This is a genomic window from Pedobacter sp. GR22-10 (assembly GCF_026239715.1).
In the GTDB taxonomy this organism is placed as follows: Bacteria; Bacteroidota; Bacteroidia; order Sphingobacteriales; family Sphingobacteriaceae; genus Pedobacter.
In genome coordinates this window covers 152,487-167,226 of record NZ_JAPIVR010000003.1, presented here as the reverse complement: position 1 = coordinate 167,226, position 14,740 = coordinate 152,487, and the positions used below count along the sequence as shown (strand labels likewise).

General features: G+C 40.1%; 11 protein-coding genes. 9 read left to right on the top strand and 2 right to left on the bottom strand.

The features are described 5' to 3' along the window. The first annotated feature begins 173 nt into the window (after positions 1–173). From OQX64_RS13370 to OQX64_RS13350, 5 genes are all read left to right on the top strand, one after another. A complete protein-coding gene (locus OQX64_RS13370) occupies positions 174–3,404 on the top strand; it encodes a SusC/RagA family TonB-linked outer membrane protein (RefSeq protein ID WP_265819160.1) in 3,231 nt (1,076 codons plus the stop codon). Between the two features lie 18 nt (positions 3,405–3,422). Continuing rightward, positions 3,423–5,258: a RagB/SusD family nutrient uptake outer membrane protein gene (locus OQX64_RS13365; protein WP_265819159.1), complete on the top strand. Its 1,836-nt coding sequence runs from the start codon at positions 3,423–3,425 to the stop codon at positions 5,256–5,258. An 18-nt stretch (positions 5,259–5,276) separates the two neighbouring features. Then, entirely contained in the window at positions 5,277–6,923 is a 1,647-nt protein-coding gene (locus OQX64_RS13360) for a DUF4957 domain-containing protein (RefSeq protein ID WP_265819158.1), read from the top strand. An 81-nt stretch (positions 6,924–7,004) separates the two neighbouring features. Further along, on the top strand, positions 7,005–8,027 hold the full coding sequence (locus OQX64_RS13355; protein ID WP_265819157.1) for a pectinesterase family protein: 1,023 nt from the start codon (positions 7,005–7,007) through the stop codon (positions 8,025–8,027). Between the two features lie 3 nt (positions 8,028–8,030). After that, positions 8,031–8,771, top strand: coding sequence for a rhamnogalacturonan acetylesterase (locus OQX64_RS13350; RefSeq protein ID WP_088299641.1), 741 nt, complete (start codon positions 8,031–8,033; stop codon positions 8,769–8,771). Positions 8,772–8,974: 203 nt separating this feature from the next. Here the strand turns inward: OQX64_RS13350 and OQX64_RS13345 are convergent, their stop codons facing one another. Next, positions 8,975–11,293, bottom strand: a complete 2,319-nt coding sequence (locus OQX64_RS13345; RefSeq protein WP_265819156.1) for a TonB-dependent receptor — start codon at positions 11,291–11,293, stop codon at positions 8,975–8,977. A gap of 161 nt (positions 11,294–11,454) precedes the next feature. After that, the gene (locus tag OQX64_RS13340; protein ID WP_088299640.1) at positions 11,455–11,787 is read right to left on the bottom strand and encodes a hypothetical protein; all 333 of its coding nucleotides are present in this window, start codon (positions 11,785–11,787) and stop codon (positions 11,455–11,457) included. A gap of 103 nt (positions 11,788–11,890) precedes the next feature. Here OQX64_RS13340 and OQX64_RS13335 point away from each other — a divergent pair, with 103 nt between their 5' ends. From OQX64_RS13335 to OQX64_RS13320, 4 genes are all read left to right on the top strand, one after another. Beyond that, on the top strand, positions 11,891–12,463 hold the full coding sequence (locus tag OQX64_RS13335; RefSeq protein WP_265819155.1) for a TlpA family protein disulfide reductase: 573 nt from the start codon (positions 11,891–11,893) through the stop codon (positions 12,461–12,463). Positions 12,464–12,566: 103 nt separating this feature from the next. After that, complete coding sequence (locus tag OQX64_RS13330) at positions 12,567–13,070, top strand: GNAT family N-acetyltransferase (RefSeq protein WP_265819154.1); 504 nt, start codon at positions 12,567–12,569, stop codon at positions 13,068–13,070. Continuing rightward, positions 13,070–13,552, top strand: coding sequence for a MarR family winged helix-turn-helix transcriptional regulator (locus OQX64_RS13325; RefSeq protein WP_088299637.1), 483 nt, complete (start codon positions 13,070–13,072; stop codon positions 13,550–13,552). The genes OQX64_RS13330 and OQX64_RS13325 overlap by 1 nt, the downstream gene beginning before the upstream one ends. A 70-nt stretch (positions 13,553–13,622) precedes the next feature. Then, positions 13,623–14,681 carry a nucleoid-associated protein gene (locus tag OQX64_RS13320; RefSeq protein WP_265819153.1) on the top strand — a complete coding sequence of 353 codons (1,059 nt, stop codon included), beginning with the start codon at positions 13,623–13,625 and terminating at the stop codon, positions 14,679–14,681. Positions 14,682–14,740 lie beyond the last annotated feature (59 nt).

Sequence of the window (14,740 nt, the reverse complement as noted above, 5' to 3'; positions counted from 1 at the left end):
GAACGATTGCACACTTTTTTAGTTAAATCTGATTTCAATCCATTTTAAGTTTGTAAAATTGTTTCAGTCAACGTAACCAAATATTAACAAACCCAATCATCCCGACTTAGAATTTTCTTCTACAGGCATATGTCCATTTAAACTTAAAACCAAGTATTTATTTAATTAGCATTATGAGCAGAGTTTTTCGCTTTCTATTATTTCTCACTTTTTTCGGGTTTACGGCAGTTTATGCACAAAATAAACAGCTCACCGGAACCGTAAAAGATAAAGCTGACGGGCAGGCTTTAGTTGGGGTAAGTGTAACCGTAAAGGATTCCAAATCTGGCGTCAGTACGGATGCCAATGGAGGATATAAAATCGCTGTTCCAGGTAAAGGAGCGGTTATTACTTTTGCCTATGTGGGTTATAAAACCCGCGTGGTTATGCTTGGCGATCAGAGTAAATTAGACATTACCTTAGAAGAAGATGCCAATAATTTACAGGAAGTGACGGTAAATATTGGCTATGGTTCAGTAAGAAAAGAAGCATTAACTGGTGCTGTTTCTTCTGTTTCAGGAAAAGATATTGAACAATTTCCGGTAAGTACTGCAGCACAGGCATTGGCCGGAAAGCTGGCCGGGGTTTCAGTAACCACAACAGAAGGAAGTCCGGGGGCAGAAGTAGTGATTAAAGTTCGTGGCGGAAGTTCACTCACAGGCGATAATTCACCACTTTATATTGTTGATGGGATTCAGGTTGAAAATGCCTTATCCATTTTATCTCCAAATGAGATTCAATCCATTGATGTATTGAAAGATGTGGCATCCACTTCCATCTATGGTAGCAGGGGAGCAAACGGTGTCGTGATCATCACTACTAAAAGCGGTAAACCGGGTAAACCAATCATCTCATTTGATGCCTATGCCGGTGCCAGGCAGATTGTAAATAAGCTGGATGTCATGAACCCTTATGAATTTGTTAAATACCAATACGAACTTTACAATAACAACACTACACAGGATGTTAAGGACAGCTTCTCCAAGCGCTACGGTACTTTTGAGGATTTAGATATCTATCGAAATATTCCGAACATTGACTGGCAGGACAAAGTTTTTGGCAGACAAGCTTTCAGCCATACCGAAGTGTTAAATCTTTCCGGAGGTTCAGCAAAAACAACCTATAATGTTTCCGTGAATAATACGGATGAAGACGGCATCATGCTGAATTCAGGCTTTAAAAGAACTTTTGCCTCCGTTCGGCTGGATCACAAATTTACGGATAAGTTAAGGGCTGGCGTGAATGCACGTTATAGCCATCAGCGTGTGGATGGTGTAGGTACAACATCAACAGGATCACAAGGCACCAATCGCTTAAGAAACTCGGTGCGTTATCAGCCATATTCGGGCGGGAGCGACAGTGGCGATTTATTTGATGCAGATTACCTCACTACAGGTTTATCCAATCCCATTACGCTGGCCAATCAGGAATTGAGATACGATTACAGAAATGACCTGATCAGCAGTGCTTATGCACAATATTCCATTTTAAAAAACCTGACTTTTAAAAGTACTGTAGGTTACAACAGGGTGAGCAGGCACATTAATACCTTTAACGGTCCCGTAAGTAACGTGGCCAGAAACAGCGCAGGCTTACCAGCCATTCAACTGGATACCGTATCACAAAAGTCTTTCATCAATACCAATACCCTTTCTTATAAACCAGATTTGGGTAAAAACCACAGTTTAGATATTCTGGTTGGACAGGAAATTAACATGATCGACATCGATTCCAGGTCTACCACCACTAAATTTTTTCCTATAAATATTTCTGCCGAAGATGCCTTTAAAAGTGCGGCTCCGCCAAATACGGTACAAGAAAGGCCAATATCTTTAATTACCGGAACAAGGCAGTTCTCTTTATTCAGCAGGCTTTCTTATGCCTTCAAAAACAAATATTTAGCTACTGTAAACTTCAGAACGGATGCTTCTTCCTTATTTGCGGAAGGCAAGCAATGGGGCTATTTCCCATCGGCCCAATTGGCCTGGAGGGTAACCGAAGAAAAATTTGTGAAAGACCTGGATCTTGACTGGCTGGAAAACTTTAAAGTAAGGATGAGTTATGGTGCTGCCGGAAACAACCGTATTGGGCAGGATTTATTCAGAACCTTGTTTTACATCAGTTCTACTACTGGTGGTTATGCCGACAGAGATAATGTCGTTACTCCGGGTTTGATTTCCGGTACGGCCACGGGTAATATTTTGTCCAATCCGAATATTACCTGGGAGACCAATCTTTCTAAAAACTTAGGGATTGATATCGACCTGTTCAAAAACAGGCTCTCCCTTAACCTGGATTATTACGACAACAGGACTAAAAACCTGCTCTTAAACGCCAATGTTCCGCAAACTACGGGTTATGCTACCCAACAACAAAATGTAGGTAAAACGCAAAATAAAGGTTTTGAGGTACAATTAAATTATCAGGCGGTAAAAACGCAGAATTTTAATTACACTACCAGTTTTAACATTTCCTTCAACAGCAATAAAATTATTGAACTTCAAAATGGTGTAAACTCCTACATCACCCAATCTGGCTGGGTAAATAGCCTTGGCGATTTTAAAGTAGAAGTTGGTCAGCCTGTGGGGCAGTTTTATGGTTTTGTTTCTGACGGCCGTTATACCATAGATGATTTTACGTCCGTACAAAATGCAACAACGGGTGCCTATACATATACTTTAAAGCCAACGGTTGCCAATAGCAGGGTGCTGTTAGGAAGTCGTGATCCGCAGCCAGGTGACATGAAGGTTAAAAAGCTTTCCTCATCAACCAGCATGATGATTGGTGATGATGACAGGATGGTTTTAGGAACCTCACAGCCGAAATTTACAGGAGGTTTTAATAACCAGTTTGCCTATAAAAACTTCGATATGACGGTTTTTGTCAACTTCAGTTATGGAAGCAAGGTTTATAATGCCAATAAAATTGAGTTTACTTCACAATACAATGTAAAAGACAATAATTTACTTTCTGTGATGAATGATCGCTGGCAGAACTTTGATGCAAATGGAGTGAAAGTTACCGATCCAAATCTATTAACGGCCATGAATGCCAATACCACCATGTGGACGCCAACAACCGGTAATTATGCACTTACCTCCTATGCCATAGAAAATGGTTCGTTTCTGAGAATCAGCAACGTTACTTTAGGCTACACCTTATCGCAGAAATTAATGAAAAGAACGGGTTTCATTTCTAAACTCAGGGTTTACGGAACAGTTAACAATTTATATACCATTACGGGTTATACCGGTTACGATCCGGAAGCCAATACCCGTCGGTCAAACCCGCTCACACCCGGGATAGATTACGCCGCATATCCGCGTAGCAGGTATATTCTTGCCGGTATTAACATGGTATTTTAATCCTAACATTAAAGAAAAATGAACAATAAATTTATAAAATCTGCTTTAATGGTCTTCATAATTGCAGCAGTTTGCTTCAATACCGCCTGTAAAAAATATTTGGATGTGCAATCTCCATCTACCTCCTCACCGGATGTGGTTTTTGAAAGCACTGCCAACACCAATGCAGCTATTATTGGTGTGTACAACAGGCTTTGTGGTGATAACGGATATGGCAACCGGATCTCTACCTTATTTGGCGTCAGTGCTGATGATTTCAGAACCTCAGGGAGCTACAGTTCTTCTGATCGCCGTGGAATAAGTATGTATGGAGCAAGTGCTGATAATACAGATCTTACCAATCCATTTCTGCAACTCTATCAGGGGGTAGAGCGTGCCAATATCTGTATTAAATACATTCCGGCTTCCAAACTTTATAACAATGGATCAGAGGCGGATAAAACCATTATGAAACGCTATCTGGGCGAAGCTTTGGCATTAAGGGCACAATTTTTACATGAACTGATCCGCAACTGGGGAGATGTGCCGGTATCTTTCGTGCCATCAGCAGATGCGGAATCACTTTATGGTCCCAATGTAGACCGTAATCAAACCTACGATAAAATTATTGCCGATTTAAAAACGGCAGAAGACCTGGTGCCATGGAGAAGTGGCATTACTGAATATGGAAGTTTTCGCTTTACAAAAGGTGCCATCAAAGCATTGCGGGCCCGTTTAGCATTGGCGCGTGGCGGTTACTCCCTGAAACGGAATCAGATGACGCGCAGCAGCGATTACTTAACTTATTATAAAATCGCATTTGACGAGTGTCTGGATATCATGAATAACAGGTCGGAACACAGCTTAAATCCAAGTTATGAAAACGTGTTTAAAACCCTGCACGGAACCCGACTGGATGATGCACATGAACTGATGTTTGAGGTGGCCGCTTTTGGAAGTAATGCTTCAACCGATAGTAAATTGGGTTATTATAATGGAGTCCGTTTCAATGCCGCTTCTACTTATGGTACGGGCGGTGGCGGGATGAATGCCATTCCAACTTATTTTTATGATTTCGATGTCACTAAAGATTGCCGCAGAGACGTAACCATCGGCGTCTTCGAAATTACAGCTACCTCAAAAAAGATCATCAACACGCTTTTTACCATGACGGATGGAAAATTCCGCAAGTCGTGGACAGCCTATAATGGTTCTTCCGCAGCACAAAATTTCAGTGTTAACTGGCCTTTGATCCGTTTTGCGGATGTATTGTTAATGTATGCAGAGGCCGATAATGAAATTAATGGTGCGCCATCTGCTGCAGCAATAAGCGCCCTGCAGGAAGTGCAAAAACGGGCTTACCTGGGTTTTGAAACACAAATCCCTGTTGCGCCAACTTCTAAAACCGAATTTTTTAATGCATTGGTTAAAGAACGGTTATTGGAATTCGGAGGCGAAGCGATTAGGAAATACGACCTGATCAGGTGGAACTTGCTTGGAAGTAAATTTGAAGAAACGCGGGCCAAAATAAGGGCACTAATTGCCGGAACAGGCGCATATGCCGGAGTTCCGGATTATATTTATGCGAAGGAAGGAAATTATCTTTTAGGTACCAGTGTAAATGAAGTAGCCACTTTAGATTTGTACGGCGGTACACCCAACAATGTTTTTGCCTCGCCTGGATTGGGTATTGCTTCGGCACCAACAGGATACACCACCAAAAATTGGAGAAAATCAGTAACAGAAGACAATTCAATTACCAGCACTTCAACAGGTATAGCCTTTTATTTCGAAGCCAATAAAAAAGAGCTTTTCCCTTATCCGAAAACTGCTTTGATCGAAAATACCAGCATGGTACAAAACTTTGGTTATTAACGCTTAGAAACATCAATAATGAAAAAAATAATAGCTCAGATCAGCAGCAGATTGGCCATACTTATTTTAATGGCTATGGCACTGAATGCCTGTAAAAAATCGAAAGATCAGCCGGATGAACCTGCCAGACTATTTAAACCTAGTGAAGTTAAAATTACTGCCGGAGAAACTCAAGCCAAATTAACCTGGACAATTCCATTAATGGCCACAAGTAAAACTTTAAAATACAGCATTGATTTCTCTACCGATTCTACCTTTGCAACCATTAAATACTCTGCAACATCAGATACAGCGGGGGTAACGGTTACTGAAGACAATATTCCGGTTCGTACAAAATATTACGCCAGAATTAAGGCCAATGCCACTGCTGATCAACCTGAATCTAAATATGTAAGAAGCAGTGTGTTTCAGTTGAGCGGCACACAATTGTTTCTGGCCGTAAGAGATAACGACATTAAAGAAAATAATATTATGCTTCGCTTTAAGCCAACGGCAGGTTTGAGTTCAATTGTACTTACTCCTGCTACAGGTGCTGCCATAACAACATCGCTTAGCACTACCGATGCAGCTGCCGGTATTAAAACCATTAGTGGAATAACAGCAGGGGTTTTATACAGTGCAGAACTTTTTGACGGCACCAAAAGTAAAGGACTTGTAACGTTTACCACGCTTTTGCCGACTAATTACACGGTAAAACTGAATCCTGGTGATGACCTGGCCACAGCTATTACCAATGCTGCTAATGGTGCCATCATCGGATTAAATCCCGGCACTTACACGCTGGCTACTGCTTCATTTATTACGCAGAAAACCATTACCCTAAAATCGACTTCCGGTAATCCATCCGATACAAAAGTCAATTATAAGGAAATAGATCTTGAGGGTACAGGTGCAGGTGTTACGCTTTCAGGAATCGAATTTGATGGTACGGCCGGAGCTGCACTTTATTTTATCAACTTCATTGGTTCTCAGGCAGCAAATGGCTCAGCAGCAACCTTCACCAATGTAGTGGTAGAAAACTGTATTGTACATGGTGCTACAACAGCATTTCTCCGTGGAGACCGAGGAGCTGCCGCCAGGGATTTTAAAATAACTAATATCTCAGTAAATAATACCATCGTTTATGAAATGGGACTGAATGGTTCTTCAGCATACTACACTTTCCACGTGAATAAAATGCAGTTTAATACCATCAGTGTATCTAAATCTACATTTTACAATGCCGGTCCGGGTTTGGTTACAGCGAGTACCACTTATGCCGGTGATGTAGTGCCATCTGTAGCCATCAGTAATTCAACCTTTAATGGCTTTGGAGGGAATGCGAAATATGCCTTGCTGGATGCCGCTGCAAACCCCATTAAATTTACCATACAAAACAGCATTTTGGCAAATACGCCAAAATCAGGTACCGTGAATGCCGCTGCCATCAGGTCAACCGGCGCAGGAAGCACATTGAGTATTACAAACAGTAACTACTTTAACCTGTCAAGTGCTTTAACCGGAGGTACAGCTTTAACCTTTGGCACGGCAACATTAACCAGTAACCAGACACAAAACCTAGGGTGGTCTGCCACAACAACTGATTTTTCTCTTCCGGCAACTTCTACACTCAGAACTGCAGGTAATTCAGGTGGTGCGATTGGCGATCCAAGATGGACATATTAAAGCCTCTCAATTTTAGTAAAGGGCAGGATTTATTCTGCCCTTTTTTATTGATCTTTAAATCTTAGATTTAACCTTCTGCATATGCATCGAATCCTTTTATTCAGATATATAGCCCTGTTTATACCGGCTTTGCTTTTTATGCAGGCCAATGCGCAGGATCCCAGGTATCCGGCCGAAATAATTGTTTCACAAGATGGAAGTGGTAACTACAAAACCATTCAGGAAGCTGTAAATTCCACTCGAGATTTGGGTGAAAAGGAAGTCAAAATTTTAGTGAAGAACGGAGTCTATCAGGAAAAACTGGTTATCCCATCCTGGAAAAGCCATATCAGCATTGTAGGAGAAAACAGGGAAAAAACCATTATTACTTTCAATGATTATTCAGGAAAGATAAATTTGAACAAAGATGCTTTTGGGAATGAAAAAATGAGCACGTATACCTCTTATACTGTTCTGGTTCAGGGCAATAATTGCAGGCTGGAAAACCTGACCATCATCAATTCTTCCGGCCGGGTAGGACAAGCCGTTGCGCTTCATGTAGAAGGTGATCGCTTTGTTGCGCGAAACTGTAAATTTTTAGGCCATCAGGATACCCTGTATGCCGCCACAGAAAAAAGCAGGCAGTATTATGTAAACTGTATCATTGAAGGGACTACAGATTTTATTTTCGGGGAGGCTACAGCCGTATTTCAGCATTGTGAAATAAAAAGTTTAAGTGATTCATACGTTACAGCTGCCGCCACTTCTAAAAATCAAAAATTTGGCTTAGTCTTTCTTAATTGTAAACTGATCGCTGATCAAACTGTCAATAAGGTTTATCTCGGCAGACCCTGGAGGCCCTTTGCCAAAACGGTCTTCATCCAATGTGATTTAGGCAAACATATCCTTTCGGAAGGATGGAATGCCTGGAATGGCGATAAAATGTTTCCCGATAAAGAGAAAACTACTTTTTATGCAGAATACAAAAGCGTTGGTGCGGGCGCATCTCCGGATACAAGATTAAACTGGAGCAGGCAGTTAACGAATCAGGAAGCTAAAGATTATACGGTTAAAAACATATTCAGTAGTAGCACTGATCATTGGAACCCCACCATAAAAAACTAGCACATGAAAACAAAATTTTTTGCCCTTTTTGCTGCAACTAGCCTGATCATCCTGAGTGGATTTTCCTTCATTCAAAAACAAACAACACTTTACATTATTGGTGATTCTACAGCTGCGAACAAGCAGCCGGAAGCTTATCCCGAAACAGGTTGGGGTATGGAACTACAATCGTTTTTTAATGGTGATGTTAAAGTGGAGAACAGGGCCCTGAACGGACGGAGTACAAAATCTTTCCGGGCAGAAAACCACTGGCAGCCCATCCTTGAAAATTTAAAAGCAGGTGATTACGTTTTAATTGAGTTCGGGCATAATGATGAAAAGATTGACAAGCCCACTGTGGGCGTTTCTTTAACTGATTTTAAAATGAACCTGGTGAATTATGTGAATGAAACCAGAAGTAAAAAGGGCATTCCCGTTTTGCTTACACCAATCTCCAGGAGAAGTTTTAAAAACGGCATTTTGAAGGATACCCATGGTGCTTATCCTGCCATAACCAGGCAAGTAGCAGATTCCCTAAAAGTACCCTTGATTGATATGCTTGCTAAAACAGAACAGTTACTGAATAACCTGGGTGATGCAGAATCAGTAAAACTGTTTCTGCATGTGGATGCTGGAAATGTAAATTACCCTAATGGAAAGAAAGATGATACCCATTTAAACCTGGATGGGGCAAAACAAATTGCCGCTTTGGTGGCAAAAGGCATCAAAGAAAATCAACTCAGCATTGCGAAGAGTTTAAAATAATATTCTAAGCGAGGAGATTCAGCTAATCGTCTTTGCCAGGCAGCTTTATCAGCCAACGAAGCAATCTATCATAGGGAGATGGCTTCACGCCGGTACTAAATCCTACCGTACATTACAATGTGTAAAGTATTACATAAAAACGAAAGCCGCAAACTCACCGAATTTAATCTGTGAATCTGCGGCTTTTATAGTCGTTAAATTATTTATTTCACTAGCGTAAAGGGTACATACAAGCCAAAGGTGATATTTCTGCCTGTGTTATAAACGCCCAGATTAGGGTTTTCAGAACTCAAACGTCCTGGCTTATATCTGCTTAAAGCATCATAATATTTCTGATCAAGCAGGTTATTTGCTGATACAGAAAGCTTAACAGGTTGTTTGCCTAATTTAAAGGTTGCGCCGATGCCTGCATTTAGTAGAGTATATCCGCTCGTTGGCGTTTCAAAAGTTTCATCCACGCGATTTTGTTTAAACGCAGAGTTAATGCCAACAGATAAGTAAGCATCATTAGTCCCTTTAAACTTAGGCTCAAAACGAAGTTCGTTTCTCAATGTTCCGGCAGGAATAAAAGCCAAAGGCCTGTCTAAGGTACTATTATGTGCATGAACATAGCCAAAAGTATTTTCGAAATGAATAAAGGGAACCGGATGGATGGTTAAGCTTGCTTCTGCACCGTATAAGTTGGCATTCACCTGGCCATAACGGTAAACAGGATATTGGCTGCCTTCTGAAATGGTCGTTTCGCCATTGGTTGAAGCGTAAATAAAATTGCGGATATAGTTGTTGTACACACTAGCACTTGCACTAATGATTTTACCTTCATATTCTAAAGCAGCATCTACCTGATAACTGCGTTCTGGACTCAGGTTCGGATTACCAACTTCATAACGGAAGGTTCCTTCATGTACGCCATTAGAAGCCAGTTCTGCCGGATTAGGTGCACGGAAAGCTGAACCTGCATTGGCCTTAAAGTTTAATTCATCATTAAATTGGTGGGTAAAACCTAAAGCACCACTTACATTGGAAAACTTATTCTGGAAAGGAGCAAAGCGTTCTTCGCTATCTACAAACAATTGTTTGCCATTGTTTTTACGATAATCATAACGGGCACCAATGCTGAAAGTATTATCTTCCCAGTTCTTTTTGGCATAGGCAAATACACCTAAACCATAAGTATCGTAATTTGGAATTAGAAATTCATCATTGGCTTTATTCTGGCTGTGTCCGGCATCTGCACTTAAACCAAAAACAGGTTGCCATCCATTGGTTTCGTGGATGTAGTACTTCAAATCAGCATTATATGTTTTCAGGTCAAAGAATAAAGATGGACTTGGCCCGTCTTCCAGTTCACGACGTTGGTTTTGCTGGTAACCAAAATCTGCCTTTAAATTACCATTGCCCAGAATAAAGTTATTATTTAACGCAATTTTAAAATGTCTGATGTCCTGACGTGGATAATCTAAGCTACGGCTTTTGAATTCAGAATTTAAAAACGGATCTCCGTTTTCCTTTACAAAATTTCCATTGGCATCCAGAAACGGATCATAAAATCCAATGTTATTGTGGAAATTGGAAACGTTCAGGTGAGTATATCCCCAGCTTTTATTCAGTCCGACCATACCACTAAAATCCGTTTCATTGTATCCTGAATTTGGGAAGTATCCGGTAGGTGTTTTAAAAGAATAAGCATTTTTGTAGGTGCCACGGGCTCTCCAAACAAAGCCATTCTCATTTCCGGTCAACATTAAAGAGTTAGCTGTTAGGCCATTATTGGTAGAATAGTTGCTGATCAACTCCCCTTTTACCTGTCCATCCGGAGCTGTACTCGGCTCCAGTAAATTAATTACGCCACCTAATGCATCCGATCCGTACATTAATGAAGCTGCTCCGCGTAAAACCTCCACACGGTCTGATTTAAACTGATCAATTTCAATTCCGTGTTCATCTCCCCATTGCTGGCCCTGTTGTTTAATCCCGTCATCTAAAGTAACAATGCGGTTATAGCCCAGCCCTCTGATGACTGGTTTTGATATAGAAGGTCCGGTGGTAATTTGTGATACCCCTGGAATTTTGGTCAACGCATCAATCAGGTTAGTAGATGGTGCCAGTAACTGCTCCTTATCTAATACAGCCGATGATGCACTGTTTCGTTTACTGGTACTGCTGATGATGCTACCGGTAATAACAATTTCCCTGGTTTCTATTGCTGTAGGCTGCAAGGCGAAAGTTAAATTGGATGGTTCAGCAAAGTTTACGATTTGTGTAGCTGTTTTGTAGCCAATAAAATGAACCTCTACCAGATAACTTCCCTTTGCAGGCAGGTTATTTATGGTAAATTCACCTGCTGTATTGGTTACGGCAGTCACTTTTAAATCGGGGATATAAATAGATGCACCCGGCAATGCCTGATTGTTGCTGGCATCTGTTACTTTTCCGGTAATGTCTTTTAAAGTGGCAGCGAAAACCGTACTGCTGAATATGGTATATAGAATCACTAAGCCGATAAGCTGTAATTTTTTCATTGTTTTGTTTTTATAATAAATATCATGAATGGCCACCGAAATATTTCATCAGGGCAGATTCAAAACGATTTTAATTCGTAATAATGGGAATAGTGAGTTAAAAGCTTAGAAAGCCTTGCTCAGGTATTAAATAATATAGAAGGGATGTACCTTTCAGGAAATCAGGCTAAAGGCGGACCGCGTAAGCTGGTGCTGAGTAACTGGGTATATGAACTCTTGAGTACGGGCTCTTTCCGGCTAAAAATGGTAGCAGAAAGAAAAATGCGGTAAACCTGATGGGTTTGCACATAATCCTTTTCAAAACTGGCATTACAAACTAAGCAGGTATCGCTATGTGCCTGAACGTGGGTCAGGTGATGGCAGTTGACTTCCTTCTTAGAAACAGGAATTTCCTGGTGATGGTGTAAAACGCTCCATGGCGTTAAGGCAATAGCAAAGGTAAACAGCATAAATGCTGAAAAATATTTTCTAATATTTTGCTGATGCTTTTTCAATGGCTCAAAAGTAATAAATTATTGATCAAAACAATATCTTTGAAAAGTAACATTGATTATATGTCCATAATGATCAGATTTTCGCTGGCTTAAAGGCTTAAACATGAAATTAGTTAAGAGAAATAGTATAAATATTTTGTTTTTCATGCTTTTGCTGACGATTATCTTCGTTCCTGACGCGAAAGCATTTCTCCTGCGTGGTTTGATGACTATCGGATTTTACACACCCGACCCGGTACAAACGGTTTCATCGGCTTCTGATTTGGATGGGATTAAATTTAAAGATATTAAAGGCAAACTTGTTGACTTGGGAGATTTAAAAGGCAAGGTCATTTTCCTGAATTTTTGGGCCACCTGGTGTCCGCCGTGCCGGGCAGAAATGCCCTCGTTGCATAAATTATTTACCCAATTTAAAAATGATAAAAATGTCGTTTTCATTTTTGTAGATGCGGATGGAGACCTTAAAAAATCTGCTGAGTTCATCGCAGACCGCCAGTATGAACTACCCGTATATGCCTTCGCCAGTGAAATCCCGAAACAGGTTTTCGAAAGTGCCTTGCCCACAACCGTAATCTTTGACCGGCAAGGCAGATTATCATTCCGGCATGAGGGAATGGCAAATTACAACGATCAAAAGTTCGTAGACTTCATTAATAAACTAAAGAACACCAAATAGCCTTCTTTCCATGAACTGTGCATTATCAAGAAATTTGACCTACATAATATTTATTTGTGATATATGTAGCTGACTACGTATATTTGTGTTATAATTTTGATAAATGCAAAACAACTTTAAAATTGAACGGTTAGATAATCATTTCTGTGAAGCGATTATAGGGTTAATTCTGCCCATTCAGCAAATAGAATTTAAGGTCGATATCGATTTAGCTGCCCAACCTGATTTATTGGATATTGAGGAATATTACGATGGTTCTGGAGGAGCCTTTTGGGGAGCGATATTAAAAGGCGAACTTATTGGTACCATTGCTTTAATTGCGGCACCGAACCATCATTCGGGTACCATCAGGAAGATGTTTGTTAAAAAAGAATTTCGTGGGAAAGAATTAGGAGTAGCGCAGACTTTACTTCAAAACCTTTTAACCTTTTGTGAAGATAATAATTTGCATGAAATCTATTTAGGAACCGGAGATATCCTGCAAGCAGCCTGTCGTTTCTATGAACGTAATGGGTTTAAACCCATCGCAATGGAAGATTTACCCGTTTACTTTCCGCGGATGGCCGTTGACAATGTTTTTTACAGCCTTCATTTAAAATCTGTTTAATGGAACAAAATGTAATTGATGCTTCTGGTTTATTGGCGATATCTACACGCTTGCAAAGGCTAAGTGATCAGATCCGCAAAGATGGTTTGCTGATTTATAAAGCATTCGGAATAGATTTTCAGCCAAAATGGTTTCCTGTATTATATACCTTATATAAAAAATCGACCATGAGCGTAGTTTCCCTCTCTGATGAAATTGGTTATGCGCACCCTTCAACCATTAGTTTGTTAAAAGAATTGGAGAAGGAAAAGTTAATCCGGTCTAAAAAAGACAAAGTAGATACGCGTAAGCGCCTGATTGAGCTTACTGAAAAAGGAACTACCCTTCTTTCTGCCATGGAGCCCGTTTGGGAGGTGATTATTAAAGCCACAGCAGATATTACCAATACGCAAAATAATTTAATGAAAGCCATAAACGAGGTTGAAGCAGGCTTAAAGGAAAAGACTTTTCTACAAAGGGCGGAAGTTTATATTAAAAAATAATAGAATTCCGAATGGTATAATGATGGGATGACGGAGAAGGTTAACCAATGATTTTACTATTTTTGCCGCTATGATCTCATTTTTCGAAGCTTCGCTGAAACAACTCTCCATTCACCATACGGGTAATAAACTGGTTGAAGAATATTATAAATTATCTGATGCTCCGCTCAGGATAGATGATGAAGTTTTGAGCAATTTGTTAATGCAATACTTTCTTAAACCCTTTGAAAAAGTAAATGAGGTTTACCACTTCTTTCATCCTAATGATAATTTAAACCTGAATGAGGTTTATCATTTTGCACACGAAATTTTTGAGAACACCGAACTTTTTCATGAAGATTCTCAGCAGCTGGCCAAATATTTATATGATGTGGCTAACCACCCGAAAATAAAATCGGGAGAAATGTATGTGGCCTACTTTGAAAAAGTACAGATTGAGGGTGAACAGTTAGACGTACTCGGGATTTTTAAATCAGAAACAAAGGATACTTACCTGAAGGTTTTTCCAAAAGATGATGGCTTTAACATGAGCTATGAACAAGATGCCATCAGCATCAATAAACTGGATAAAGGTTGCCTGATTTTTAATACTGAAAAAGAAGAAGGTTATAAAGTAGTGGTTTTGGATCAATCGAAGAGCAGCAACGAATCTGCCGTATACTGGAAGGATGAGTTTTTAAAGCTAAAAATCAGGAACGACAGTTATAACCAAACCAATAATGTTTTGGGGGTTTATAAAAACTTTGTCACGCAGAAGCTGGATGATGATTATGAAATCAGCAAGGCCGATAAAATTGATCTCCTCAACCGCTCCATGAAATATTTTAAGGAAAAGGAAACTTTTGATATCGAAGAATTCGGAAACGAAGTAATTGGGAATGCTGAAGGAATTGAATCCTTCAAAAATTATAAAAAGAATTACGAAGAGGAATTTGAATCACCCATTGCTGATCATTTCGAGATTGCAGAATCAGCCGTGAAGAAGCAAGCCAGGGCCTATAAAAGTGTGCTTAAGCTGGATAAAAACTTCCACATTTACATCCACGGCAATAAAGACATGATTGAAAAAGGTTACGATGATGATAAATCGATGAATTTTTATAAAGTGTATTTTAGAGAAGAAGAGTGATAGGGAGTCTTTAGTCATTAGTCCGGAGTCCAGGCGGGATAAGTTTGGCGTTCGGAGTT

What these genes read in the sequence shown, in the direction of transcription:
- OQX64_RS13370 (WP_265819160.1), top strand. Translation starts at nt 174, where the DNA reads ATGAGCAGAGTTTTTCGCTTTCTATTATTTCTCACTTTTTTCGGGTTT.
- OQX64_RS13365 (WP_265819159.1), top strand. Translation starts at nt 3,423, where the DNA reads ATGAACAATAAATTTATAAAATCTGCTTTAATGGTCTTCATAATTGCA.
- OQX64_RS13360 (WP_265819158.1), top strand. Translation starts at nt 5,277, where the DNA reads ATGAAAAAAATAATAGCTCAGATCAGCAGCAGATTGGCCATACTTATT.
- OQX64_RS13355 (WP_265819157.1), top strand. Translation starts at nt 7,005, where the DNA reads ATGCATCGAATCCTTTTATTCAGATATATAGCCCTGTTTATACCGGCT.
- OQX64_RS13350 (WP_088299641.1), top strand. Translation starts at nt 8,031, where the DNA reads ATGAAAACAAAATTTTTTGCCCTTTTTGCTGCAACTAGCCTGATCATC.
- OQX64_RS13345 (WP_265819156.1), bottom strand. Translation starts at nt 11,293, where the DNA reads ATGAAAAAATTACAGCTTATCGGCTTAGTGATTCTATATACCATATTC.
- OQX64_RS13335 (WP_265819155.1), top strand. Translation starts at nt 11,891, where the DNA reads ATGAAATTAGTTAAGAGAAATAGTATAAATATTTTGTTTTTCATGCTT.
- OQX64_RS13330 (WP_265819154.1), top strand. Translation starts at nt 12,567, where the DNA reads ATGCAAAACAACTTTAAAATTGAACGGTTAGATAATCATTTCTGTGAA.
- OQX64_RS13325 (WP_088299637.1), top strand. Translation starts at nt 13,070, where the DNA reads ATGGAACAAAATGTAATTGATGCTTCTGGTTTATTGGCGATATCTACA.
- OQX64_RS13320 (WP_265819153.1), top strand. Translation starts at nt 13,623, where the DNA reads ATGATCTCATTTTTCGAAGCTTCGCTGAAACAACTCTCCATTCACCAT.